Origin of the sequence: Collimonas arenae, assembly GCF_001584165.1 — a bacterium.
GTDB classification, from domain to species: domain Bacteria; phylum Pseudomonadota; class Gammaproteobacteria; order Burkholderiales; family Burkholderiaceae_D; genus Collimonas; species Collimonas arenae.
The window spans coordinates 4227274-4253014 of record NZ_CP013233.1 but is presented as its reverse complement, the minus strand read 5'-3'; the positions used below and the strand labels follow the sequence as shown (position 1 = coordinate 4253014).

The 25741-nt window shown below is 58.5% G+C and carries 27 protein-coding genes; 17 read left to right on the top strand and 10 right to left on the bottom strand.

Annotated features, from left to right (window positions below; all coding sequences use genetic code 11):
* Window positions 1-8 precede the first annotated feature (8 nt).
* Complete coding sequence (gene gpmA / locus CAter10_RS19495; RefSeq protein WP_061534732.1) at window positions 9-755, bottom strand: 2,3-diphosphoglycerate-dependent phosphoglycerate mutase; 747 nt, start codon at window positions 753-755, stop codon at window positions 9-11.
* 250 nt (window positions 756-1005) lie between these two features.
* Here gpmA and CAter10_RS19490 point away from each other — a divergent pair, with 250 nt between their 5' ends.
* From CAter10_RS19490 to CAter10_RS19410, 17 genes are all read left to right on the top strand, one after another.
* Window positions 1006-1407 carry a rhodanese-like domain-containing protein gene (locus CAter10_RS19490; RefSeq protein WP_061534731.1) on the top strand — a complete coding sequence of 134 codons (402 nt, stop codon included), beginning with the start codon at window positions 1006-1008 and terminating at the stop codon, window positions 1405-1407.
* A 120-nt stretch (window positions 1408-1527) separates the two neighbouring features.
* Window positions 1528-1791 (top strand): glutaredoxin 3, encoded by a 264-nt coding sequence (grxC, locus tag CAter10_RS19485; RefSeq protein ID WP_061534730.1) that lies wholly within the window; start codon window positions 1528-1530, stop codon window positions 1789-1791.
* An 88-nt stretch (window positions 1792-1879) separates the two neighbouring features.
* Window positions 1880-2392: a protein-export chaperone SecB gene (secB, locus tag CAter10_RS19480; protein ID WP_061534729.1), complete on the top strand. Its 513-nt coding sequence runs from the start codon at window positions 1880-1882 to the stop codon at window positions 2390-2392.
* Between the two features lie 290 nt (window positions 2393-2682).
* A complete protein-coding gene (locus tag CAter10_RS19475) occupies window positions 2683-3141 on the top strand; it encodes an SH3 domain-containing protein (RefSeq protein WP_061534728.1) in 459 nt (152 codons plus the stop codon).
* Window positions 3142-3295: 154 nt separating this feature from the next.
* Window positions 3296-4312 carry an NAD(P)H-dependent glycerol-3-phosphate dehydrogenase gene (locus tag CAter10_RS19470; RefSeq protein ID WP_061534727.1) on the top strand — a complete coding sequence of 339 codons (1017 nt, stop codon included), beginning with the start codon at window positions 3296-3298 and terminating at the stop codon, window positions 4310-4312.
* A gap of 312 nt (window positions 4313-4624) precedes the next feature.
* Window positions 4625-5041 (top strand): type II secretion system major pseudopilin GspG, encoded by a 417-nt coding sequence (gspG, locus tag CAter10_RS19465; RefSeq protein WP_061534726.1) that lies wholly within the window; start codon window positions 4625-4627, stop codon window positions 5039-5041.
* Window positions 5042-5079: 38 nt separating this feature from the next.
* Window positions 5080-5553 (top strand): GspH/FimT family pseudopilin, encoded by a 474-nt coding sequence (locus CAter10_RS19460; RefSeq protein WP_061535470.1) that lies wholly within the window; start codon window positions 5080-5082, stop codon window positions 5551-5553.
* Entirely contained in the window at window positions 5554-5946 is a 393-nt protein-coding gene (gene gspI / locus CAter10_RS19455) for a type II secretion system minor pseudopilin GspI (RefSeq protein ID WP_061534725.1), read from the top strand.
* Window positions 5936-6592: a PulJ/GspJ family protein gene (locus CAter10_RS19450; RefSeq protein ID WP_061534724.1), complete on the top strand. Its 657-nt coding sequence runs from the start codon at window positions 5936-5938 to the stop codon at window positions 6590-6592. Before gspI ends, CAter10_RS19450 begins: the two co-directional genes overlap by 11 nt.
* Complete coding sequence (gspK, locus tag CAter10_RS19445; protein ID WP_061534723.1) at window positions 6589-7575, top strand: type II secretion system minor pseudopilin GspK; 987 nt, start codon at window positions 6589-6591, stop codon at window positions 7573-7575. The genes CAter10_RS19450 and gspK overlap by 4 nt, the downstream gene beginning before the upstream one ends.
* A gap of 14 nt (window positions 7576-7589) precedes the next feature.
* Complete coding sequence (gene gspL / locus CAter10_RS19440; RefSeq protein WP_231879060.1) at window positions 7590-8858, top strand: type II secretion system protein GspL; 1269 nt, start codon at window positions 7590-7592, stop codon at window positions 8856-8858.
* Window positions 8834-9397 carry a type II secretion system protein GspM gene (gene gspM, locus CAter10_RS19435; protein WP_082797995.1) on the top strand — a complete coding sequence of 188 codons (564 nt, stop codon included), beginning with the start codon at window positions 8834-8836 and terminating at the stop codon, window positions 9395-9397. Before gspL ends, gspM begins: the two co-directional genes overlap by 25 nt.
* Window positions 9398-9451: 54 nt before the next feature.
* Entirely contained in the window at window positions 9452-10213 is a 762-nt protein-coding gene (locus tag CAter10_RS19430) for a type II secretion system protein N (RefSeq protein ID WP_231879059.1), read from the top strand.
* A complete protein-coding gene (gene gspD / locus CAter10_RS19425) occupies window positions 10210-12504 on the top strand; it encodes a type II secretion system secretin GspD (RefSeq protein ID WP_061534719.1) in 2295 nt (764 codons plus the stop codon). The genes CAter10_RS19430 and gspD overlap by 4 nt, the downstream gene beginning before the upstream one ends.
* Window positions 12501-13952, top strand: a complete 1452-nt coding sequence (gene gspE, locus CAter10_RS19420) for a type II secretion system ATPase GspE (RefSeq protein WP_197467148.1) — start codon at window positions 12501-12503, stop codon at window positions 13950-13952. The genes gspD and gspE overlap by 4 nt, the downstream gene beginning before the upstream one ends.
* Before the next feature lie 12 nt (window positions 13953-13964).
* Window positions 13965-15185 carry a type II secretion system inner membrane protein GspF gene (gspF, locus tag CAter10_RS19415; protein ID WP_061534717.1) on the top strand — a complete coding sequence of 407 codons (1221 nt, stop codon included), beginning with the start codon at window positions 13965-13967 and terminating at the stop codon, window positions 15183-15185.
* Window positions 15186-15203: 18 nt separating this feature from the next.
* On the top strand, window positions 15204-15776 hold the full coding sequence (locus tag CAter10_RS19410) for a type II secretion system protein N (RefSeq protein WP_061537450.1): 573 nt from the start codon (window positions 15204-15206) through the stop codon (window positions 15774-15776).
* A 68-nt stretch (window positions 15777-15844) separates the two neighbouring features.
* Here CAter10_RS19410 and hslU read toward each other — a convergent pair whose 3' ends face one another.
* The 9 genes from hslU to CAter10_RS19365 form a co-directional block, all read right to left on the bottom strand.
* Window positions 15845-17191 (bottom strand): ATP-dependent protease ATPase subunit HslU, encoded by a 1347-nt coding sequence (gene hslU / locus CAter10_RS19405; protein WP_061535469.1) that lies wholly within the window; start codon window positions 17189-17191, stop codon window positions 15845-15847.
* A gap of 121 nt (window positions 17192-17312) precedes the next feature.
* On the bottom strand, window positions 17313-17849 hold the full coding sequence (gene hslV, locus CAter10_RS19400; RefSeq protein ID WP_061534715.1) for an ATP-dependent protease subunit HslV: 537 nt from the start codon (window positions 17847-17849) through the stop codon (window positions 17313-17315).
* Between the two features lie 207 nt (window positions 17850-18056).
* Window positions 18057-19325, bottom strand: a complete 1269-nt coding sequence (locus CAter10_RS19395; protein ID WP_128083147.1) for an STAS domain-containing protein — start codon at window positions 19323-19325, stop codon at window positions 18057-18059.
* A gap of 519 nt (window positions 19326-19844) precedes the next feature.
* Window positions 19845-21866 (bottom strand): TonB-dependent receptor, encoded by a 2022-nt coding sequence (locus CAter10_RS19390; protein WP_061534713.1) that lies wholly within the window; start codon window positions 21864-21866, stop codon window positions 19845-19847.
* A gap of 257 nt (window positions 21867-22123) precedes the next feature.
* Window positions 22124-22504: a hypothetical protein gene (locus tag CAter10_RS19385; protein WP_061534712.1), complete on the bottom strand. Its 381-nt coding sequence runs from the start codon at window positions 22502-22504 to the stop codon at window positions 22124-22126.
* A gap of 129 nt (window positions 22505-22633) precedes the next feature.
* Window positions 22634-23038: an RNA polymerase-binding protein DksA gene (dksA, locus tag CAter10_RS19380; protein ID WP_041743743.1), complete on the bottom strand. Its 405-nt coding sequence runs from the start codon at window positions 23036-23038 to the stop codon at window positions 22634-22636.
* Entirely contained in the window at window positions 23032-23547 is a 516-nt protein-coding gene (locus CAter10_RS22615; RefSeq protein WP_128083146.1) for a hypothetical protein, read from the bottom strand. The genes dksA and CAter10_RS22615 overlap by 7 nt, the downstream gene beginning before the upstream one ends.
* A gap of 216 nt (window positions 23548-23763) precedes the next feature.
* Complete coding sequence (locus CAter10_RS19370; protein ID WP_061534710.1) at window positions 23764-24849, bottom strand: CobW family GTP-binding protein; 1086 nt, start codon at window positions 24847-24849, stop codon at window positions 23764-23766.
* 72 nt (window positions 24850-24921) lie between these two features.
* Window positions 24922-25521, bottom strand: a complete 600-nt coding sequence (locus CAter10_RS19365; RefSeq protein ID WP_061534709.1) for a Fur family transcriptional regulator — start codon at window positions 25519-25521, stop codon at window positions 24922-24924.
* Between the last annotated feature and the right edge of the window lie 220 nt (window positions 25522-25741).

Genomic DNA, 25741 nt, shown 5'->3' with positions numbered 1-25741 from the left:
CGAGATATTTATTTCGCTTTCCCCTGGCTGGCGACCGCATTCATCGCCGCTTCGATCGCGGCCTGGTCGCCCAGGTAGTAACTCTTGATTGGCTTCAGGTTGGCATCCAGTTCATACACCAGCGGCTGGCCGTTGGGGATGTTGAGGCCGACGATATCATCGTCGGAGATGCCGTCCAGCATCTTGATCATGGCGCGCAGGCTGTTGCCATGGGCCGAGATGATGATGCGCTTGCCGCTGCGGATTGCCGGTGCGATTTCGTCGTTCCAGAATGGCAGGACGCGGGCCACAGTATCCTTCAGGCATTCGGTCAGCGGGATTTCTTCGCGTTTCAGGCCGGCGTAGCGCGGATCGTTGTAAGAGGTACGCGGATCGCTTGGTTCCAGCGGCAGCGGCGGGGTGTCGTAGCTGCGGCGCCACGCCATGACTTGCTCGTCGCCGTACTTGGCCGCGGTTTCTGCCTTGTTCAAGCCTTGCAACGCGCCGTAGTGGCGCTCGTTGAGGCGCCAGCTGTGCTTGACCGGCAGCCACATCAGATCCATTTCGTCGAGTGTGCCCCACAGCGTGCGGATGGCGCGCTTGAGCACCGATGTGTACGCCAGGTCGAAGGTGAAGCCGGCCTGTTTCAGCAAATTCCCGGCTTGCTTGGCTTCGGCCACGCCTTTTTCTGTGAGGTCAACATCGACCCAGCCGGTGAAGCGGTTGGCCAGGTTCCAGGTGGATTCGCCGTGGCGCATCAATACGATTTTATACATAGTAAATTGCGGGACAGAGTTTAAGAGCCACCGCAGCGTGGCGAATTACTCTGTCCTCAACTGATCAGATAAAAGGTTAAATTACAAAGAAAGCATGAGATATAAACTGCGAAACTGCAAAATTCATGCTTGTTGGCCACGATGCAATAGCAACAACGCACCAGACTTTTTCGCGGGACCCGATACGAATTGAATGGCGCTGCAGCTTCTATTTTATAATGGCGGGATTGACTAATACCATTGGATCCCTGTGAAATTCTTGATTGATAACATTTTTCTGGTTGCCGTAGCAATTTTGTCTGGTGGCGCACTGTTGCTGCCATTGTTGCAAAAACGCGGTAATCGGGTAACGACCCTGCAAGCGACCCAATTCATTAATCAGGGTAAAACATTGATACTGGACGTGCGCGATAGCGATGCCTTTGCCGCCAGCCACCTGATCGACGCCAAGAACATTCCGTTAAAGGACTTGCCGCAGCGTATCGCCGAATTGGACAAGTTTAAAGCAAAGACTGTAGTGGTGGTGTGCCAGACCGGAACCCAGTCGTCGAAAGCCGTTGCACAGCTGGCCCAGGCTGGCTTTGCACAGGCGTATAGCCTGGAAGGCGGGATTGCCGCCTGGCAGACTCAGGGTTTGCCGACCGTCAAATAAATTACCCCGTCCTGGAGTAGGTAAGTTGGATAGCTTTTTTACCCACCCTGCGCCCCATGCGGATTGAATAAGCTGGACCGGAGTGATTACTGCCCGGCCCAGGCCCTGAAAGGAAGAGTCATGACTGCTCACGTTGTAATGTATAGCACTGCCGTATGCCCATATTGCATCCGCGCCGAACAATTGTTAAAGGCTAAAGGTGTGGAAAATATCGAAAAGATCAGAATCGACCTCGATCCTTCCCAGCGCGATACGATGATGCAGAAGACCGGGCGTCGCACCGTGCCGCAAATATATATCGGAGAAACGCACGTTGGCGGCTTCGATGACTTGCATGCGCTTGATCGTGATGGCAAGCTTGAGCCCCTGCTGCAAAATGCCTGATTTTCGGTAATAGCTGTTATTGTTACCGGTTGCAAGGGATGGCGTTTGCCGTTATTTAACTTATTTTAAAATTAACTGAAAGAGTGTCATGGCTGAAGAGAACCAACAAGCAGAACAAGCGGCACAACCGGTGTTCCAGATTCAACGCGTGTACCTGAAGGATTTGTCGCTTGAACAACCGAATTCGCCGGCCATTTTCCTTGAGCAGGACGCTCCGCAGATCGAAGTCGCGGTAGACGTTGGCGCCGAAGCGTTGGCCGAAGGCATTTTCGAATCGACCGTGACAGTCACAGTGACCGCCAAGGTCAAGGATAAGGTAGCGTTCCTGGTTGAAGGCAAGCAAGCCGGTATTTTCGAACTGCGCAATATCCCGACCGAACAGCTGGATCCGCTGCTCGGCATCGGCTGCCCGAACATCGTTTACCCTTACCTGCGCGCCAACCTGGCCGATGCCATCACTCGCGCCGGCTTCCCGCCGATCCACCTGGCCGAAATCAATTTTGAAGTGTTCTACCAGCAGCGCCTGCAAGCACTGGCTGAGCAACAGCAAAAGGGTAGCGGCGACAGCATCGCAGTTGACGGCTCGACCGCAATCAACTAATCCCGCGTGGCTTTGGGAAGCCTCGAAAAATCGTCGCATCCAGTAGATTTTTAGAGGTGCCCTTAGCCGTTGTGGAACAAAACAGGGCCAAGCCACGCGTCTGCGCGATGAGCTGGCCCTCTGCAGTTGTTGGTTGAGCAGACCGTAAAGTTGTCGGTTGCGGGGAAACTTTGCTTGATGCAAGCAGGTCTCAGGCTTCGGGCACAGGGAAAAACTGGCAGGCACGAGCAGGACGGCGAGCGCAACGTTATCCGTCCCGGCCAGCAAGAGCCACATTTGGAGACCATTAGATGAAATTTGCACGCATAGCCGCTTCCGCCACGCTGTTGCTGGGAAGCCTGCTTGGTCTCGCCAATTCTGCGCATGCGCTCGATTTCAAGGCGGTTGGCGCTGCGCCGGTGATCCTGTACGATGCGCCGTCTGAAAAAGGCCGTCGCGTAGCAGTCGCACCGCGCGGCATGCCGGTCGAAGTGGTGCTGACTTACGGCGAATGGACGAAGGTGCGCGATGCCAGCGGCGATCTGTCATGGCTGCAGTCCAAGGGTCTTGTCGCCAAACGCAATCTGCAGGTCAGCGTCGCCAACGCCAAGATCCGCGCCAATCCTGACGATGCAGCGCCGGTAGTATTCAGCGCGGATAAAGGCGTATTGCTGGAATTGGTTGATCCAGTGGCGTCCGGCTGGGCCAAGGTGCGTCATCGCGACGGCCAGACCGGGTATGTCAAGGCGACCGAGGTGTGGGGCGACTGAGTTCAGGCCTGTTACCGATAATTCCCAATTCACCAACCAAATCGGGCACAAGACCGTCATTGCATCGCGCTGACAGGTATCTTCTCGGTCCTTGTGCCTGAATTATAGAAACCGCGAGTAGCCACCCGTGTCATCTGACCTTACCATCCCTTCCATGAATATCACCGTGCTTGGCGCCGGAGCCTGGGGTACTGCGCTGGCGATCGCGTTGGCGCAGCGGCATCGGGTAATGCTGTGGGGGCGCAATCCGGATACCATGGCCGCCGCTGCCGCGCAGCGCGAAAACACTGCTTATCTTCCAGGCTTCCCGCTGCCGGACAATCTGGTGCTCAGCGCCGATTTCGAGCAAGCCGTCCAGCATGTGACGACCGAGGCCGTTGCCGCCAACAGCGAAGCGCTGCTGATCGTGGCGTCTTCGGTGGCCGGCTTGCGCGAACTGGCGCAGCAATTGAAGGCACATCCGATCCCCAATATCGTCTGGTTATGCAAAGGCTTCGAAGAGAGCACCCGTCTGTTGCCGCACCAGATCGTGCAGCAGGTCCTGGGTTCGGCGATTCCTGCCGCGGCACTGTCCGGGCCTTCCTTCGCGCAGGAAGTCGCACGCGGCCTGCCGTGTGCGTTGTCGGTCGCCAGCGGACACGCGGGGTTGTGCGAGCAAGTGGTTGCGGCTGTGCATGGCGGGCATATCCGGGTCTACTCGACCGATGATCTGGTCGGTGTCGAAGTTGGTGGCGCGGTAAAGAATATTCTGGCGATCGCCACTGGCGTTGCCGATGGCTTGGGACTCGGCCTCAACGCGCGGGCGGCGCTGATTACCCGTGGCCTGGCAGAAATCACGCGGTTGGGCGTGGCGCTTGGCGGCCGCAGCGAAACTTTCATGGGATTGTCGGGCGTCGGCGATCTGATCCTGACCTGCACCGGCGACCTGTCGCGTAATCGCCGAGTCGGGTTGGGGCTGGCGCAAGGCAAGAAACTGGAATCGATCGTGACCGAACTCGGTCACGTGGCCGAGGGGGTTCGTTGCGCCGCTGCAGTGCGCGCGCTGGCGCAGGAGCGCGGTGTCGATATGCCGATCACCAATGCGGTAGCCGGTCTGCTGTTCGATGGCGATTCGCTGCAAGCCGTGATGGAGTTGCTGTGGTCGCGCAATCCGCGTGAAGAATCGCTCTGATCAATCTTGCATAATGCCGGCGCGCGGTCCTTGATCGCGCGTTCGGACCCAGTGATGCAATGTCGCTGTACCGGCAAGAATGCGGCCCGCAAATGGTGATGAAATGCGTCCTGGCAGTAATACCATTTCTATGTGTCAAAACAGTGACAAAATTCCAGTAGATACACTCTTTAGAATTAAGTATATTTTCATGCTTGTAGGCAAGGATTGCGGCATATAATCGGCCTTTCCAAATATGGCCATGGCTTTTTGATAAGGAAAGAAATGCTGAACACAATGTACCCGTCTATTCGACATCGCTCCGCAGCTGTCATGCAACGCGGATTCACGCTGATTGAAATCATGGTGGTCGTTGTGATCATGGGCATTCTTGCTGCTTTGGTCGTGCCCAAACTGATGGGGCGTACCGACGATGCGCGGATCCAGGCCGCGCGCCAGGATATCGGCACGCTGATGCAGGCGCTCAAGCTGTACAAGCTCGACAACCAGCGCTATCCGACGACGGAGCAGGGGCTGCAGGCATTGGTCACCAAGCCGACCAGCGGCCCGGCCGCCAACGGCTGGAAAACCGGTGGTTATATCGACAAGTTGCCGAAGGACCCGTGGGGCAATCCCTATCAATTCCTGTCGCCTGGGATCAAGGGCGAAGTCGATGTGTTTTCGTACGGCGCCGATGGTCAGCCGGGCGGTGAAGGTGTCGACGCCGATATCGGCTCGTGGGACCTGTAATGCCTGTCGTGGCGCATCGCAATTTGCGCGCGCGCCAGATGCCAGCCATTGCACCCAATGGATTTACGTTGCTGGAGTTGCTGGTGGTGGTGGTCATCGCCGGCATCACGCTGGGCGTGGTCTCGCTTAACGCTTTTCGCAGTGACCGCCAAGTCATGCAGAACGATGCGCAACGTATCGCACTGCTGCTGCAGCTGACGCGCGAAGAGGCCATTTTGCGTAATCGGCCGACAGCATTCGAAGCCGATGCCAACGGCTATCGCTTCCTGGTGCGCGAAGAAAACGGCTGGCAACCACTGGCCCAGGATGAGATGCTGCGCCAGCGCGATTTCAAACGGACGCCGATGCAATTGTCGATGACGCCACCGCCGCTGGAAAACGGCGCCCCGAACTCCCTGCGCATCACCTTCGGCCGCGAACCGGTCGACAAGCCCTTTGCCTTGACCATGGCCAGCGGCGACACCAGTGTCGTGATCCGCGCCGATGGCATCGGCCATTTTGCGGTTGAATAGATGCCTATCCCATTCGCGTCTTTTGGTCGCCGCAAAGCCGGATTCACCCTGCTGGAAGTGCTGGTCGCATTGGTCATTGTCGGTACCGCACTCGGCGCCAGCCTGCGTGCGGTCGGCAGCCTGACGCAAAACAGTAACGGCCTGCGGGCGGCAATGATGGCGACCTGGTCGGCTGAAAATCGCCTGACGCAAATCCGCCTTGGCCACGAATGGCCGGGCATTGGCAATCGTTCCTTCGATTGCTCGCAGGGAGAGCTGCAACTGCGCTGCGAAGAGCACGTGATGGGCACGCCGAATCCTTATTTTCGCCGTGTCGAAGTCTCGGTGTTCGATGCCGGCAACGCCGAACGGCGCATCGTTAACTTATCGCAGGTGGTGCCTAATGTGCGTTAACCGGGCGCCGCAGAAATCTTCCGCCGGTTTTACGCTGGTTGAAATGATCATCGCGATCACCATCCTGGCGATGGTGGCGATACTCGGGTGGCGCGGGCTCGATGGCATTGTCCGTTCACGGATAGCGTTGACCACTGAAATGGAGCAGACGCGCGGCATGCAACTGACTTTCGCGCAGTTGCAAAGTGATTGCGCCCAGTTGGCGCCAGCCAGCCTGATGCTGACCCGCCCGACCTTGCTGGCAACGCAGGACCGCTTGCTGATGGTGCGACAGGTATTTGCGGAACAGCAGCCGACCCGCGTGCAAGTGATCGACTATCGCCTGCGCAACGGCGTGCTGACGCGTCAGGAATCGCTGGCGACGCGCGACCTGAACGTGCTCGATGGGTTATGGCAAAGCGCGCTCAACGACGCCGGCGATCATCCCGAGAATAGCCAGGCAGTGACGCTGCAATCAGATCTTGCTTCAATGCAGATGCAATTGTGGGGCAGCGATGGCCAGGGCTGGCGGCCGCCTGCTGCGGCCAGTGCCGGTAGCCAGGACACCGGCTCCAATGCAAATCAATGGACCGGCCTGCAGGTTGCGTTGCAGCTGCGCGGCCATAACGGCAGCATGCTCAAGACTTTCCTGCTGGGGGCTGCATGAGCCGGTTAGCCAGAAAACAATACGCCCAACGCGGCGTGGCTGTAGTGACTGCGCTGTTGCTGACCACGCTGGCCGTGACCATCGTCGCCAGCCTGTTCTGGCAACAGCAGGTCCAGGTGCGATCGATCGAAAACCAGCGCCTGCAACTGCAGAAAGACTGGATCATGCGCGGTGCGCTGGACTGGGCCAGCATGATCCTGCGCGCCAGTGGCCGCCAGTTCAACTACGATCACCTGGGACAACCCTGGGCGGCGCCGCTGGCCGAAACCCGCCTCGACCAGTATGCCGATGACGCCCAGTCGGCGGACGATGCCGGTGATGCGGTGCTATCCGGCAGCATCGTTGATGCGCAGTCGCGCTACAACCTGAATAATCTCAGCGTCAACGGCATCGTCAGTCCGACCGAGTTGCTCATGTTTCAGCGTCTTTTATCCAACCTGCGCCTTTCAACCGGCCTGGCCACCGTCGTGGCGCAGGCGATCGCCGGCAGCCAGCCGCGGACAACGCCGGCAGGGCAGCAGGCGCCGGCCAATTCCGGCAATGCCACACTGCCGATGCAGCACGTTGACGATCTGCTGGCATTGCCCGGTTTCCAGCCGGCGATGGTGCGTCAGTTAAAGGATTTCGTGGTGGTGCTGCCGACCAGTGCGGCGGCGCCGACGCCGGTCAATGTGAATACCGCGCCGCCGGAGGTGTTGGCCGCCCGCTTCGCCAATCTATCCTTGACGGAGGCAAATACCCTGGTAGCTGCACGGCGCACGGCGCCGTTCCTCGACACGAACAGTTTGTCGGCGCAAATGACGCAGTTATTTGGCAAGTCATTCCCGGAAGCCTCAAATCCCAGCCTGGTCAGCGTCGCCAGCAACTTTTTTTTGGTGAATGGCAAGGTTCGCATGGGGCGGGCAGGGCTCAATACCGTATCCTTGCTACAGCGCATTAATAATCGTACCGGCAGCATCATCGTGTGGATCCGAGAACAATAAATGGATAAAACGTCTTGAGCACTTTATACATCCGCCTACCTGCAAGAACCACGCTGGACAGCGTGGCGGCAGTGCCGATGCCGGATTGCCGCTTCGCGCTGGTATCCGACCAGGGCCGCATTACGCGCCAGGGCAGCGAGCAGCTGTCCGGCCTGGCCGAGCCGATCGCCGCCGCCACGCGGGTGGTGCTGATCCTGGCTGCCGCCGATGTCAACTTGCTGCAGTTGCAAGTGCCGCCATTGAGCGATGCCAAGTTGAAACTGGCATTGCCGAATTTGGTGGAAGAACAATTATTGGCCGATCCGTCCGATTGCGTGATCGTTGCCGGCCGCAAACGTGGTGCTGCCGACAACTCCCGGTTGATCGCCGTGATACAGCGCGATTGGCTGGAGTTGCTGGTCAAGACCCTGCGTGCGCTGGGGGCGAATCAATTGCAAGCCTGGCCGGGCCAGTTGTGCTTGCCGTTGCGCGAACCGAACATGTCGGTTGCCGCCATCACCGATCACGGCGGCGATATCGATGTGGCGCTGCGGACCTCGAAAGAGCAGGGGTTGGGCTGGTCGCTGGCGCCGGTATCTGGACAATCGGTGGCGCATGAAGTGTTGGGCTCGCTGGCTGCGGTGGCGCCGCAGCAGGCGCTTACTCTGTACGTGCCGCAATCGAACGTGGCGGCTTATCAGGAATTGGGGGCCGAACGGGTTACTGTGCAGCCGGATGACTGGTCGCACTGGGTCGCTGGGGTACAGGAATTGTCGCGCGACGGCATCGACTTGATGGGTGGTTTGACGGCCAGCGCCGCCGGTACTGAATTCAGCTGGCATCGCTGGCGCTGGCCGCTGGGGCTGGCGGCAGCGTTGCTGCTGGTAAACGTGATCAGCCTGAATTACGACTGGTTACGCATGCGGCGCGAAGCCGGCAGCTTGCGTGCCGGCATGATGCAAAACTATCGCGCCGCCTTTCCTAAAGAAACCGTGATTGTCGATCCGGTCGCCCAGGCCAAGCAAAAAATCGCTGCCTCGGAGCGTAGTGGCGGCCAATTGGCGCCGGATGATTTCATCGCGCTTGCGGCAGCGTTCGGCGCAGCCTGGGCCGGTGTACCGCAAAGCGCTGACGCCGGCGCTATTGCAGCGCTGGAATATCGTGACCATCATTTACTGGTGCGTCTGAAGAACTCCGCCGATGCAGATGCGGTTGAGGCACAGATCAAAGCTGCGCTGCAGCCGAACCGGCTGACATTGAGCAAGCCGGCAACCGGCGTATGGCAAATCGGGAGTGGCAAGTGATGCCGGCAATGAATCCAATGCAGCAAGCCTGGGGAAAAATCCGCACGCCGGCGGCCGCCTACTGGTCGCAACGCAATCAGCGCGAACGCCGTTTGCTTGGCTCTGCCGCAGCATTGATCCTGCTCGCATGCGTCTATCAGTTATTGATTGTTCCTGCCTGGAGCGGCCGTATCCGTTTGCAAAAGGATCTGCCGGTGTTGCGCCAGCAGGCAGCCGAGTTGCAATCGCTGACCGCCAAGGCAGCATCTTTGGCAGGCCAGCAGGCCGAACGGCCAGCCACGCCACTGAGCAAGGAAGCGGTTGAGACGGCATTGAAAAGCAAAGGTCTGAATCCGAAAGGCGTGGTGCTCAGCGGCGACATGGCCAAGGTGGAGTTGTCCGCAGTCGCGTTTGCCGGCCTGCTTGACTGGCTCGACGACGCGCAGAAAAACAGTCAGTGGCAAGTGGTGGACGCCAACATCAGCGTCCCCGCCGGGGCTAATGTTCAGCCGGGTACCGTCAATGCGTCGATTACCTTGTGGCAGCAGAAGCATGAGTAATGCTTGGTTTTTTCATGTCATGGACTACTGATGCGGCGATTTGGCATTACGGTAATGTGGTCCGCGGCTGCACTCTTGAGCGTGCTGGTGACGGTATTGGCGTTTTTTCCGGCCGCATGGCTGGCGCCGTTGCTGGAAAGCCAGACCCACGGACGCATTACGCTGGGCGACGCGCAGGGATCTTTGTGGCGCGGATCGGCATTTATCGGCGCGGCGCCGAGCGGCGGAGAAGCAGTAGCGGCGTTGCTGCCGGGACGCTTCAGCTGGAAGTTATCGCCGCTGGTGCTAGTGGGGCGGGTGGATGCGTCGCTGGCTAACGCACAAGTGCTTTCGCAGCCGGTGACTATTCGCGGCGGCTGGCATGCATGGAGCATCAGCCCGGCCAGCCTGGCATTGCCGGCAGAGCGGCTGACGGCGCTGGGTGCGCCGTTGAACACGCTACAGCCATCCGGCAGGATGTTGCTGTCTTGGCAGCAGATCGAACTGGCGCGCAGCGCGAGCGGCGTCGATCTGACCGGCGTCATGACGCTCGATATGCTGTCGATGGCGTCGCGCTTGTCGCCTGTCAAGCCACTTGGCAGCTATCGCATGCACCTCGACTGGCGCGGGCGCCAAGCAGGGTTGAAGCTGGAGACATTGAGCGGAGCAATGCTGCTGGATGGCAGCGGCAATCTTCGTAACGGGCATTTGCAGTTTTCAGGGACCGCGCAAGCGGCGGCAGGGCAAGAGGAAAAGTTGGCCACGTTACTGAGTTTGCTGGGCCAGCGTCGCCAGATGAACGGCAAGAATGTTATCGGACTAGAGTTCAAATCATGAAAGATAAAATGTATTTCGCAATACTCTCGACATTTGAAGCACGCAACTGGCGTAGCGCCGCTGCCATCACTTTGCTGACCTGCGCCGTCGTTGCCGCGGTGCCACCGGTGCTGGCGGCGAATACCGCAATCAGCCCCGTCGAGGGGGTGAGCGGCCAGGCAGTGATGAATTTTGTCGGCGCCGATATCGAGTCGGTGATCAAGGCAGTTGGCCAGTACACCAACATGACTTTCATCATCGATCCGCGCGTCAAGGGCACCATCAACCTGGTGTCGGAAAAGCCGTTGAGCAAGGCCCAGGCTTTCGATCTGTTGGCATCGACCTTGCGCCTGCAAGGTTATGCCGTGGTGCGTGGCGACGGCTTCGTCAAGGTCGTGCCTGAAGCCGACGCCAAGCTGCAGCTCGGTGCAGTCTCCGGCAGCGCACGCGCACCTGGCGTTCGCGGCGACCAGATTGCGACACAGATATTCTCGCTGAACTACGAGTCGGCCACGAATATTCTGCCGGTGCTGCGTCCGCTGATTTCTCCGAATAATACGATCAACGCCAATCCAGGCAACAACACCTTGGTGGTAACCGACTACGCCGAGAATCTGCAGCGCCTGGGTAAGATGATTGCTGCTCTCGACGTACCCGCCGTCAGTGATCTGGATGTGGTGCCGATACGTTACGCGGTAGCCAGCGATATTGCCGTCATGGCCAGCAAGCTGCTTGATCCCGGTTCGGCTGCGCCGGGCGCCGGCGATGGTTCGCGCACCATCATCATGGCCGATTCGCGGACCAATTCGGTGATCGTCCGTGCGCCTTCGGCAGGACGCGCCAACCTGGCCAAGTCGCTGATTGCCAAGCTTGATCAGCCGACTACCAATGCCGGCAATGTGCATGTGGTCTACCTGAAAAATGCCGATGCGGTAAAGCTGGCCAAGACCCTGCGCGCCATCGTTTCTGCGGATACTTCGCTACCGACCAGCAATTCGTCCAGCAAGAACGCCAGTGCTGGCGGCAATTCGGGCAGTATGCTGCAAAGCTCGAACAGCAATTCGCTTGGCACGTCGACGTCGACGCCATCGCCCGCCAACGACGCTTCATCGCAATCGTCCGGCGGCAGCAATGCAGCCGGTTTCATCCAGGCCGACGATACGACCAATACGCTCATCATTACCGCCAGCGAACCGGTCTACCGGAATATTCGTGGCGTCATCGATCAGCTCGATACGCGCCGGGCGCAGGTGTATGTGGAGGCGTTGATCGTCGAAGTCACCGACACCGCAGCAAGCGAAATCGGCGTGCAATGGCTGGCCCTGACCGGCGACAGTAACAGCAATTACCGGGTCGGCGGCGGTACAGGTTTTACCGGCACCAATTCAGGCATCACCAGCGGCAATCTGTTTAATACCGCAATCGGCCAGGCAATCAATTCTGGTACGAGCACCAGCACCGTGCCGACTATCGGCAGCGGTCTGCAGCTCGGTGTGTTCCGCCAGATTGCCGGCAAGATCGGTCTGGGGGCACTGGCCAGCGCCTTGAACAATACGACGGGCGGCAACGTGCTGTCGATGCCGAACCTGCTGACGTTGGATAATGAAGAAGCCAAGATCGTCGTCGGTCAGAACGTGCCGTTCGTCACTGGTTCGTACGCCACTACCGGGGGCACTACGACCAATCCGTTTACCACCGTTGACCGCAAGGACGTCGGCACCGCGCTGAAGATCAAGCCGCATATCTCGGAAGGCGGCACGGTGCGCCTGGAGATTTCGCAGGAAGTGTCGCAAGTGATACAGGCAACTGCTGGTAATCAGAACGGACCGTCCACCACCAAGCGTTCATTGGATACCAACGTGTTGGTTGACGATGGCCAGATCATTGCTCTCGGCGGCCTGATCGGCGACGACAACGAGAGCAGTATCCAGAAGGTGCCGCTGCTGGGCGACCTGCCATTCATCGGCAATTTTTTCAAGTATCAATCCGGTTCACGCACCAAAACCAATCTGATGATTTTCCTGCGGCCGACGATCATCCGCGACAAGGAACAGAGCAACCTGGTGTCGGTCGATCGCTACGATTACATGCGCAAGCAACAGATCAGCGTGCAGCCGGGCAAGAGCATCCTGACCGATTTCGGCCCGGCAGTGATGGCCAAGCCGGAGGATGGCGGCCCTTTCCTCGACTTGCGCAAACAGGGTGCTGCAGCGGATGCATCCACACCCGACCAGGCCGCACCTGTCCTCGTGATGCCTAAGCCTGCTAAAGCTTCGCCGGCGCCGGGTTTCATTAACGACAGAGCGCCATGAGCGATCCCAGAATGACTGACGCGCGCTTGCTGCCATATGCGTTCGCCCGCAATTTTTCGGTGTTGGCGCAGCGCATCGAAGATACCAATGGTGCCGACAATCCGGTCGAGGTGTGGATTTCCGATGCTACCCAGCCGACCGCCATCGCCGAAATCAGTCGCCGTTTTGGCCGTGTGACGTTCCGCTCAATGGCGCGCGATGCGCTGGATGAAGCGATTGCCAAGGCTTATGCCGGTGCGGGCGGCGACGCCGCGCAAGTGGTGGATGAGTTCGAATCCGATCTTGACCTGGCCAAGCTGATGCAGGATATGCCGGCAATCGAGGATCTACTGGAATCATCTGACGATGCACCGGTGATCCGTATGATCAACGTGCTGCTGACGCAGGCGCTGCGGGAGGGCGCGTCGGACATCCATATCGAGCCGTTCGAGCAGATATCGGTGGTGCGCTTCCGCATTGACGGCAGCCTGCGCGATGTGGTGCGGCCGAAGAAAGCGGTACATGCTTCGCTGATTTCGCGCATCAAGATCATGGCGCAGCTCGACATTGCCGAAAAGCGCCTGCCGCAGGACGGCCGCATCACGTTACGTGTTGGCGGCAAACCGGTCGACGTGCGGGTCTCGACCTTGCCCACCGGTCACGGCGAACGCGCCGTGCTGCGTCTGCTCGACAAGGAAGCCGGCCGACTTGACCTGCAGCATCTGGGCATGAGCCCGGCGGTGCTGCCGCAATTCGATCGCCTGATCGCGCAGCCGCACGGCATCGTGCTGGTTACCGGGCCGACTGGTTCGGGCAAGACCACTACGCTGTATGCAGCGCTGTCGCGCTTGAATACCAGCAGCACCAATATCCTGACAGTGGAAGATCCGATCGAATACGAGCTGGCCGGCGTCGGCCAGACCCAGGTCAATGCCCGCATCGACATGACGTTCGCCAAAGCCTTGCGAGCGATCTTGCGGCAAGATCCGGACGTCATCATGATCGGCGAAATCCGCGATCTTGAAACCGCCCAGATCGCCGTGCAAGCATCGCTCACCGGCCATTTGGTGCTGGCGACCCTGCATACCAACGATTCGGCGGCAGCGGTCACGCGGCTGCTCGATATGGGTATCGAACCGTTCCTGTTGTCGTCCTCGCTGCTGGGCGTGGTGGCGCAGCGGCTGGTGCGCAAGTTGTGTGTTCACTGCCGCCGGCACGATGGCCAGATGTGGCACGCAGTCGGCTGCGAACAATGCGGGCATACTGGCTATCATGGCCGCGTCGGGGTCTATGAATTGTTGCTGACCACCGATGAGATACAGGCGCAGATTCACAACCGCGCTTCCGAAGCCGAGATTTTGCAGGTGGCGCAGCGCGACGGCATGCGCACCATGCGCCAGGACGGCGAGCGCTGGCTTGCCGATGGCGTCACCACGCAGGCCGAATTGCTGCGCGTGACCAAAGAATAAGCGAGGAGCAGAGTGCCAGCATTTCGTTACGAAGCGGTAGATGCCGCCGGCAGCACCACCAAAGGCGTGGTCAATGCCGACAGCGCCAAGATGGCGCGCGCCGACCTGCGCGCCCAGGGTTTGCTGCCGCTGACGGTGGAGGCGATTGCGCAGCAGGTGGATGCCGCCGGCAATATGCAGCGGCGTGGTTTCGGCGAGCATTTGTCGACCGTCGAGATCGCCCTGTTCACGCGCCAGTTGGCCAGCCTGCTGGAAGCCAGCCTGCCGCTGGAACAGGCCTTGACGGCGTTGCTGGAGCAGGCTGAGCGCACCTACCAACGCGACCTGATCGCATCGATCCGCTCGGAAGTCATGGGCGGCGCCTCCTTATCCGCTGCGCTGGCAGGCCATCCCCGCGATTTCGCTGAAATCTACCGGGCGCTGGTCGCCTCGGGTGAACAGATTGGCCAGTTGTCGCGCGTGCTGTCGCGCCTCGCCGACTATATCGAGCGTCGCAATTCGCTGGTGCAGAAGGTGAAGTTGGCTTTTACTTACCCGGCTATTGTCACCGTGGTGGCGTTCGTGATCGTGATCTTCCTATTGACCTACGTGGTGCCGCAGATCGTTTCGGTATTCGCCAATACCAAGCAGAAGCTACCGATGTTGACGGTGATGATGCTGGCTACTTCCGATTTCGTGCGCAATTACGGCTGGATGGTGCTGATCGCGGTGATTGCGCTGTTTTACGGTTGGCGCACCGCCCTGAAGAATCCGGCGACCAAGATGCGCTGGCACACCTGGCTGCTCAGTGCGCCGCTGTATGGTAAGTTCGAACGCAGTCTGAACACCGCCCGCTTCGCCAGCACGTTGGCGATCACTACCGGTTCCGGCGTACCCATCCTGAAAGCGCTGCAAACCAGCCGCGATACGCTTTCCAACGTCGCCATGCGACAGCAAGTGGATACCGCCGCGACCAGTGTGCGTGAAGGAGTTGGCCTGGCGCGTGCGCTGGCCGCGCACAAGCATTTTCCGCCGATGCTGATCCACATGATCCGTGCCGGCGAAGTCACCGGTGAGTTGCCCGCCATGCTGGAGCGTGCAGCCAGCGCCCAGGAGCAGGATCTGGAACGCCGCGCCATGACGATTGCCGGCCTGCTGGAGCCGATCCTGATCCTGGCGATGGGTGTGGTGGTATTGCTGATTGTGCTGGCGGTATTGATGCCGATTATTGAAATTAACCAGTTGGTGCGCTAGGACGAGGCTAGGACAAACGTGAACGGACAAATTAGCAAGAAACTGGGCAGGCATGCAAAGCGCCTGCCGGGATTGGTCAGCCTGCTGCTATTCATGCTGCTGTGCGCATGCATCGCTTACTGGGTGATGCAATTGATCAAGCCGCCACTGCGCGCCGTTGCGGCGCCGCCGCAGGCGGAAGAGCAGCAAGTCGACGTGTCATTGGCGGCAGGGCTGTTTGGTGGACGGGGAGCGGTAACTGTCGCCAGCAATTATCAATTGTTGGGCGTGGTTGCGGCAAAAAAGGGTGAAGAGAGCGTGGCGATCCTGAGCGCCGACGGCAAGCCGCCGCAAGCAGTGCGGCAAGGCAAGGATTTGCTGCCGGGGACCAGCGTCAAGGAAGTGCATGCGACATACGTTTTGTTGTCGGAAGGGGGCGTGTTAAAGCGCGTGATGTTGCCGCAAGATCCGCAGCCGCAGACGGGAATGGCGACCGCTTCGCCGATCCTGACGCCGACTCAAATGCCAGTGCCAGCGTCAGCGCCGGCTCCTGCTATGACTACCCAGGAAAGCGCCGTCGAAGGGCCGGCCTCGGCAGCTCAGGATAAATAATGAATTCAAGTGATTCGAGATCCGGGATCGGCTACCTGCAATGCGATCCCGGGCCCGCTACGCTGGAGTTACAGTACGTACCGTGACAAATCCTCGTTGACGACCAGCGCACCAAGGCGTTCATCGACATAGGCTGCGTCGATCACCATGGTTTTTTCGGTGGCGTTGGTGGCCGAGAACGAGATCTCTTCCAACAATTTTTCCATCACCGTGTACAAGCGGCGTGCGCCGATGTTTTCGGTTTTCTCATTGACCGAGAACGCGATTTCCGCCAACCGCTGGATCCCTTCTTTGGCAAATTCCAGCTTTACACCTTCGGTTTCCAGCAAGGCTTCGTACTGCTTGGTCAGGCAGGCGTCGGTGCCGGTCATGATTCTTTCGAAATCGCTGATCGACAGGGAATCCAGTTCAACCCGGATCGGGAAGCGGCCCTGCAGCTCCGGGATCAGGTCCGATGGCTTGGCCAGGTGGAAAGCGCCGGAAGCAATGAACAAGATGTGATCGGTCTTGATCATGCCGTATTTGGTGTTGACCGTGGTGCCTTCGACCAGCGGCAGCAGATCGCGCTGCACACCCGCGCGCGAGACATCGGCGCCGCCATTTTGCGAACGGGTGGCGATCTTGTCGATTTCATCCAGGAACACGATGCCGTTCTGTTCGACATTGCTGATGGCTTTTTGCTTGAGCTCATCTTCATTGACCAGTTTCGCTGCTTCTTCCTCGATCAGGACCTTCATCGCATCCTTGATCTTGATCTTGCGATTTTTCTTGCGGTTGCTGCCGATCCCGGAAAACATCGATTTGATCTGCTCGGTCATTTCTTCCATGCCGGGTGGCGCCATGATTTCCATTTGTGATGCCGCTTCCGACAATTCAATCTCGATTTCCTTGTCGTCGAGCGCGCCTTCACGCAGTCGCTTGCGGAATGTCTGGCGCGTGCTGTTGCCCTTGTCGGCGCTGGCGTCGATTTCGTTCGGCTCCGGATGGAAGCCGAAGTCGCGTGCCGGCGGAACCAGGATATCGATCACGCGATCTTCGGCCGCATCTTCGGCACGGGCGCGCACCTTGCGCATTTCAGCTTCACGGGTTTGCTTGATGCCGATGTCGATCAGATCACGGATGATGGTGTCGACGTCGCGGCCGACGTACCCGACTTCAGTGAATTTGGTCGCTTCGATCTTGATGAACGGCGCATCCGCCAGTTTGGCCAGGCGACGTGCGATCTCGGTCTTGCCGACGCCGGTCGGGCCGATCATCAGGATATTCTTTGGCGTGATCTCGTGGCGCAGCGGTTCGGCGATTTGCTGGCGGCGCCAGCGATTGCGTAGGGCGATCGCCACCGCACGTTTGGCGCGATCCTGGCCGACGACATGTTTGTCCAGTTCGGAGACAATTTCTTGGGGAGTCATGTTCATGATTTTTCCGCGTGTTGTTTGGAAGCCTGCGGGCATGTCGCTGTCGCCTGACTCATGATTGAATCAGGCAGGCATGCAGTCGATTTGGCGCAGTGCTTCACAGTCGAGATTGGATGAAGGCTTAATCGAGGGTTTCGATAATGTGCGACTGGTTGGTGTAAATGCAGAGCTCGCCGGCAATCACCAGCGATTTCTTGACGATCTCGGCTGGTGACAGCTCGGTGTTTTCCTGTAGCGCCTTGGCTGCGGACTGGGCGAACGTGCCACCCGAGCCGATTGCGCCAATGCCGTCGGTCGGCTCCAGCACATCGCCGTTGCCGGTGATGACCAATGTGGTTTCGCGGTCGGCGGTGAGCAGCATGGCTTCCAGGCGGCGCAGCATGCGATCGGTACGCCATTCCTTGGCCAGGTCAACCGAGGCGCGCATCAGGTTGCCTTGGTGTTTCTCCAGTTTTGCCTCAAACAGGTCGAGCAAGGTGAATGCGTCGGCGGTGCCGCCAGCGAAGCCGACCAGGACCTTGCCCTGATACAGCTTGCGCACTTTGCGCGCGGTGCCCTTCATCACGACATTGCCGAGCGTTACTTGACCGTCTCCGCCCAATGCAACGCTGTTGCCGCGCCGTACCGAAAGGATGGTGGTGCCATGAAATTGTTCCATTTTACGAGCCTCAGAAATCATGCAGGGCGCGAATGCGGCCACGCTGCATGTGATTCATTATCGATCGATAAATCGATATTGTTCGGAAAAAATGGGGACGGCCTGCTTGATTGCAAGCGGAAATTTGTGTGGAATTAATGTTGTTGTAGCTACGGCAAGAAGAGAGGCTTCATTTTTGCCAAACAGCCAACTTGTTTTCGATAGTCTTTAGTTTTTGCGCGGCACTACGCGGACGATTTCGTGGATGCCGACCACCTTGAACAAGGCGGTAATGAGGTGGTTGACGCCATGGAATTCGATAGCGTTGCCGTTGCTGGCAAGCACCGCCAAACCATTCAGCAGCTCGCCCGCCGCGCTGAAGTCGACCCGGATCAGGCGTGAACAATCCATGATTGCCGGGCTGTGAGCGTTGGCATGGGTCTGTATTTTTGTCAGCAACTCGTCGGTACGACCTTCGATCAGCGTTGGCATCAGCAGAGTATTGCCGGCCGGAATACCGGGAGACGGGATATTTTCCTCGGCGGCGGTGATGACTTTGTTATGCGGCGCAATGAATGGCGGTGGCGAAACTTCGAAGGTGATCGAATAATCGATGCTGGCGTCTTCGAAAGCCTGTTCGAGATTCAGCAGATGCAGGATTTCCAGCAACAGCAGCCAGGGGGCGGCAGTTTCGTCGCGACGCCCGACCTGCAGGATTTCGCGGATTCGTTCGGCCAGTTCGTCGGCGCCGACCAGAGTCAGGTCAAGCCCGGCCTTTTGCAGTTTCTTCAACATGCGCAGCAGTAGACCGCAACCGATCGGATCGACCGAACTGACACGTGTGAATTCCAGGCGCAGTGCCGGGTGGCTGGCGCTGAGTTTCTGGGCGCGTTCCAGTTGCTTGCCGATGTTGGCATCGAGCTTGCCGGAAAATGCTACCGCCGGAATGCTTCCCGGCCGCTCTAGATTCTTGGCCTGCGGATCGAGGGTCAGGATGTCGATCCAGGTCGGCGGCGAGGTTTCGAATTTGTTGGCAAAGTCGACTGACAGGTTGTCGAACTCCTGTTGCTTGCCGGTGATTTGATACAAGTCCAGCAACATCCACCAGACGATGTGGGTTGATGCGCCGAGATCGTTATCGGCAATCGCATTGAGCAGCAGCTGTTCGGCGATCTCGCTTTGATCGCTGGCGAACAGAACCGCAGCTTCTTCGATGACTTCAGGCGTGTCGGAAACCGACACTTCAATGCTGCCACTACGGGATTCGTTGTCCAGGTACTCGGTGGTCCTGCTCATCACCGGTAAAGTCAATTGGGTGGTGTTGGAGCCTTGCGTCGTGGTTGTCGGCGCGAGGTCGGTTTCGCTGGCAGATTTGCCTGTAGGCGGCAAGTGGACGAATTCGGAAGACATTTCCGATTCGATGGCATCGATTTTCATCGAGGTCGTGCTGCGGGACGCACTATCGCGCAGAGTCATCGAATTGGTCGATCGCTCCACGGTGTCACCATACAGAATCGGCGTTTGATTGTCTGCTGCGGCTGGTACTTTGTCATCCTCCGGTGGTGCGCCGTTTGGACGATTATTTTTGCCGAAGAGCGAGAAAATCCCCACGTATTAACCCTGAAAGTAAGTTGCGGTGAAAGCTGTATGACTAGCCCTGCCTGATTGAGAACGTGTGCCGGGCGGGAGGTCGGCTGCGCTGCTGCCGGTTACCGATTCGCGAATTCCGAGGGCGCTTTTGCCAATGCGTTCGGATCACTCGCTGTTGTCTTATTGTTATTTTCTCACATCCCTGCCTCGGCTTTTTAGCAATTTTTACACTAAAAAAGCACGATCAATCGATACCGCTAAAGGTAACACAAAGGAACTCAGGAAAGATGTCATTGGCGTGATAAATTGTTACACAAATATTTCCATAAGGCAATTCAATAAGTAAAAATTTGCATTGCTCGCCCGGATTGCCATGTGACATGACTTGGCATGACAATCCGAGCAGTTCTGATAATCAGGCGAAAATCAGAACCTTGTACGAACGCCAAGAATCAGGCTGCGCCCCGGCTGCGGCGCAACATCTTTCAGTACCGATGTCGCCAGCCGGATGTCTTGGTTCAGCAGGTTCTTGACCAATGCAAACCAGGTCACCTGCGTATTGCCGAGGTGCTGCGTATAGGACAGGTTGGCGTCGATTTTAGTGTAGGCCGGCGTTGCGCTGTTTTCAAAGGTCGCAAGGCGATCCTGCTGCTGCGCCCGCATGATGGTCATGCCGCTACGCCATGGCCCCTGCAGGTACCCGACTTCCACGCCGTAGCGGGTGGCCGGCTGTAACGGCAGGTTGCCCATCTGGTCCAGCTTGCCGCGCGACGTGTCGGCAAAGCCGCGCACTGAAAATCCTTCGCCGCGCAGGTTATAGCTGATCTCAGCTTCGGCACCGCGGATGGTGGCGTCCGCCTGCGACCAGAAGCGCTCGGTGAATTCGCCATCCGGATTCGCTGCACCGTCTTCATCAACCTGGCCGGCATTGCGGCCGAACACGTAATTGCTGACATGGTTCTGGAACAGATTGGCTTTCCAGCGGATCAAGCCCGAGGTTTTCTGCAGAGTCAGCTCGATATTGCGCGAGGTTTCCTTTTTCAAGCCGGGATCGCCGATGTCGAACGTCGCCGTCGATTCGTGTGGGCCGTTTGAGTACAGTTCCTCGGCAGCTGGTGCGCGTTGTGCAATGGAGACCGTCGGGCCGAAGCCGTAACCCGGCATGAAGCCCCACAAGGCGCCCACCGAATAGGATGCCAGGTTGAACTTGCGGTCGACCAAGCCTGAATCGCCGTCAGGCCGGCGCTTGACCGATTCCAGGCGCAAGCCGGCACTCGTCAGCACCGGGCCAAAATTCCGCTCTTCCACCAGGAAGGCGGCAAACGATGTGGATTTGGTGCGCGGCACGGTATCCGGCAGGCCGCTCTCGGCAGCCAGCGCGGAAAAGCGCGTGTCTTCGGTCTGTATGCCGAAGGTGCCATGCCAGCCGGCCAACGGCTTGTGGGCCAGTTCCCAGCGGGTTTCCGTTGATTTGTTGGAAAAAATGGTATTGGGATCGCCGTTTTCCTGTTTCTCCGTGTGGGTGTAGTCGGTGTGGCCCACCTTGAACGTCAGTTTTTCGAAACCGGCGAACGGGGCGTCGACCTGCCCGGCGATGTCGTAGCGGGTCTGATGCAGGTCGATGAAGGACTTTTCTGCGGTGGGAATGCCATAGTGATCGTCCAGTGTCGCTACCGATGCGCCGATATAGCCCCAGGACCTGATATACGAGGCGCCAGCGCCAACCCCGGTCTCATGGGTGAAGGAGTTCGGCAGCCGGCCTGAAGGCGAATCTGGGTCGTTCCGGGTGGCGTGGCCGGGGATCTTGTAGTTGCCGGTATCGCGCCAATCACCGTCCAGATGCCAACCGACCGGGCCAGCCGAACCATCCAGCACCAGCGATGTGCTGCGACCGTTGTCGACGCTGCTGTAACGCGCTTCGGCCTCGCCACTGATGCCTTTTTGTAACTCAGTCGGGATGCGATCGTTGATCACATTGACCAGGCCGCCGATGGCGCCTGAGCCATACAGCAGGGCGGCCGGTCCACGCAGGATTTCAATCTGGCGCGCAGTAGCCGCCTCAGTTGCTACCGCGTGATCGTTGGACAAGCTGGAGACGTCCGCCACCGACATGCCGTTTTGCAGGATTTTGACGCGTGGACCTTCCATGCCGCGGATGATCGGACGGGAAGCGCCGGCGCCGAAGCCGGATGCCGATACGCCGAGTTCTTGCGCCAGGGTGTCGCCTAGCGAGGTGCCGACCTTGTTGCGCAATTCTTCGCCGGACAACACTTTGGTGGGCGTCAGTATCTGGGTGTCGGGATTGGCGTTGAGCGGACTTGCCGTGACCGTGATCGGCGCCAGTTGCCTGGGCGTTTCGCTGGTGGCGGTTTGGGCGGAAGCGCCGGACGAGAGAGCGGCGAGTGCGGACAGAACCGCACTGGATAAAAGCGTACGTTGGACAAACATGATGATTCCTTGACAGGCTGCTGCCGCCGTTGGCTGCAATGTGCAATGCGGATGTTCTGACGCAAGGCGCACCCATACGTTGCCGGCTTCACCACTACAGTCGACGCAGATCGACCGCAACGGCAATGGCCATGCGACACAGGTACGCCGCTAAGCGTCATCGAACGCAAAGAAGGTTGTTCGCGGCGGCAATAAATGATTGGCGATCCGGTCCGGCCGGATCTTCTGGAGGGCGCCGCTGGGCGGTGCCGATGGCGTCAAAGCCTGTCAGGGCTGGGTGGGGCGCGCGGTGAAAAATGGCAGGTGAACGGCGCATCCCATGAAGCGAATGCCTGCCACTTTGCCAGGACATGCTTGCCCGGCATGGGCGGCAAGATAAGCGGCACAGTGTAGATGACCGCAGCCAGGGTGGCATCGTCGAAAGCGGCGCAGGAGTGATGCGCCTTGCCGCCGCCTTCGATAGCCTTTTCGATAACCGACGTCAGGTGCGTCAGCTGGGTCGATTGCTTGTTTTCCCAGGCCGCATGGACGACGCTGTGCGTCAAGCCCAGCCACTGCGCGAACAGGATCGTCAATACGAGCAGCGGCGCGAGAGCGGCGTGCCCGAAACGTCTGGAGCGATGTGACGACGCTGACATCAGATGGCGTGGGATAACGGAAGTCGTTGAAGAGGCAGTATGCAGCGTTCGGAAATCAGGACAGATGCAAGGAAAAACGCGCCGCTGGATTGCCGGGCGCGTTATCCGATATCCGATCGAGATTGAGGATCAGTCGCCGTAAAGTTTCTGTTTCAGTTCGCGGCGTTGCTGCGCTTCCAGCGACAAGGTCGCTGTCGGACGGGCCAGCAGGCGTGGAATGCCGATAGGTTCGCCGGTTTCTTCGCACCAGCCGTATTCGCCGGCATCGATCGATGCGATCGACTGCTGCACCTTTTTCAGCAACTTGCGTTCGCGGTCGCGGGTGCGCAATTCCAGCGCATGTTCTTCTTCGATGGTGGCGCGATCTGCCGGATCCGGCACCAGGACAGTCTCACGCAAATGTTCCGTGGTTTCTCCGGCGTTCTTGAGCAGGTCGATTTCCAACTGCTGCAAGCGCGCTTTGAAGAAAGCCAGTTGCGCCTCGTTCATGTAATCCTTTTCGCCCATCTTGAGGATTTGCTCTTCGGTCAACAGAACGGTTTCTTGGGTCGGTTTGGTTGTTTTAGTAGCCACTTCGCTTGCTTTCGATACGACGTTTTTTCAATTTTATCCGTTGATCCGGCACTTGCGGGCTTGTCGCTGATGCTGCCAGCGCCGGATCTGGCCGTTGGGGAATTCAGTTTCTTTGTAACAGAACTACTGGTTTTCACCGTTGTATTGCGCGTTGCCTCGTCAGCGGCGGGACTTGATTTCGATACTGACTTGGCAGTCGCCGTTTTCTTGGCTAAGGATTTTACAACAGGTTTGGGACTGGGTTTGGCAACTTTGGGCAATGCTTTTGATGCGGTAGCAGTGGGCGTCTCGGTCTTGCGCTCCGCCTTGGCGGAAAGCTTCCGGGTTTTCTCAACTGCTTTTTCAGTTGTCGCTGCTTTGTTGGAGGGAACACTGGCCTTACCCGCGGCCTGGGCTTTGCTTGACGCAGTCAATTTATCCAGCGCCGCCGGAGCTTGCTTGGCGACAGTCTTCTTAACGGTCAGGTTCATGGTCCTCTCCCTTGCGGCTTGTCGGGATCCAGATTGAACATTGGTGTCGGTCGTAACTGGTGCATTGCTGTATCGGCGCGCCGGCGCCTTGCTGCGCATCCAGTTGTGACTGTCCATCTATCCAGTCTGGTTCTCAACAATCCCGTAAATCAGCAGTCATGCCATCATGTTTCGGGTGTGCTATCCAGTGATTTCCCAGCGCAAAACTGCCATAGTTTATACCAAACATTGCTCCAAACCGCGAATAAAGATGTCTTTTGGTAGATTTTTGCCAATGAAGACCATTTTGCTGCCGCGTGTCTCATTTGCGTCCCATTTGCCGCCGACATCGCTGCCCATGATTTGATGCACGCCCTGGAATACGACTTTGCGGTCTGCGCCATCCATCAACAATACGCCTTTGTAGCGCAACATGCGCGGTCCGTAGACTTGCACCAGGCCACCGAGGAATTCATCCAGGCGGGCGGTATCGAAAGGCCTTTCACTTTTGAAAACAAAAGCGGCGATTTCATCGTCGTGGTGCGCTTGATGGTGGTTATGGTGGTGGCTGTCGTGGTGGCCGTCGTGCTCACCGTCATGCTCACCGTCATGCTGATGCGAAGGATGGTCGCAATCGTCGCCGCTGTGATCGTGCGCGTGTTCTTCGGTTTCCAGGAAATCGGGGTCGATCTCCAGTTTGGCGTTGAGGTTGAAGCCGCGGATATCCAGGATTTCTTCAATCGGCGTGTGCTGCGGATCGAGCGTAATGATCGGCGCACGCGGATTGATGCGTTTCAGGCGCGACGTCAGGGCGGCGACCTCTTCGGCATCGACCAGGTCAGTTTTGGACAGCAGCAGTTTGTCGGCAAAACCGACCTGGCGCTGCGCTTCTTCCTGCTGGTCGAGCTGCGACATCGCATGCTTGGCGTCGACCACGGTGACGATCGCGTCCAGCATGAAATGCATCGCCACTTCGTCATCGACGAAGAAGGTTTGCGCCACCGGGCCGGGATTGGCCATGCCGGTGGTTTCGATGATCACCCGGTCGAAATTGAGTTCGCCTGCGGTGCGGCGGCGCGCCAGCGTGGTCAGCGCGACGATCAGGTCGCCACGCACAGTGCAGCAGATGCAGCCGTTGTTCATTTCAACGATTTGCTCGGTGCTGTCCTGTACCAGGATTTCATTGTCGATATTTTCCTGGCCAAACTCGTTTTCAATCACGGCGATCTTGTGGCCGTGCTGCTGTTGCAGGATGCGGTTGAGCAGGGTGGTTTTGCCGGCGCCGAGAAAGCCGGTCAGGATGGTGGTCGGGATCAGTGCCATAGTGATAGTCGGAAAAAGGAAAAACGAAGAAAGGGGATGGAGTCGCCAGGTAATGCGCGTGTCGGCTCCGGATCAGTGAACGCAGTCGGCGCACCAGCCTTTGATGGTCAGTTCGATCTCGTGGCCTTGGAAGCCTTTGCCAAGCGTCTCTTGCAAGGTCTGCTGCAATTGCTTGCGCAGTGCGGCCGGACTGGCGCCGTCGTTGCTGCTGCCGGCGGCCAGTACGCTATCGAGGAAATTGGCGTCGCCGCTGCCATCCAGGCAAAACACCTTGGCGCAGCGCGTGCATTTGAAATGTCCGTGCTGGTGCTGGGCGTGGTGGCCTGGATCGCCATGGTGACCGGAATCGCTATGCTCGGCGCCCGCGCTGTAGCGAAACACGCGGTCGTCGCCGGCGATCTTGTGGGCCAGGCCGGCATCGGTCAGGCAATCGAGCGCGCGATACAGCGTCACCCGGTCCATGTCGACGAACTGGTCTTGCATGTCCTGATGAGAGAAAGCGCAGCGCGCTTCCAGCAGGGTTGCCAATACTTTTGTGCGAGCCGGCGTGATGCGCACGGCAACCTCGCGCAGCTGTGCCTCAGCCAGTGCCGCAGCATGCTGATGAGAGCTGTCCTTGGCTGCTGTTGCAGCTTGAGCACCGGCAGATTTGGATTTTTGACTTGGGTTCATGGCCGCGATGGTAAGAGGGAAGAGTTCAATTATGCCCCAAAATGCAATTCAGTTGCATATTTGATGTGACAAATGCGCCAAATGAGTGCGAGCGGATGCTGCCGCGCTCCAGTTAGCTGCGTCATTCCCGCGACCGCAGGAATCCATTTTTCTCATTCTGCTCTGTAATTTGGATCCCCGCGTTCGCGAGGATGACGGAGTCGTGATGAGGTAGTGCCCG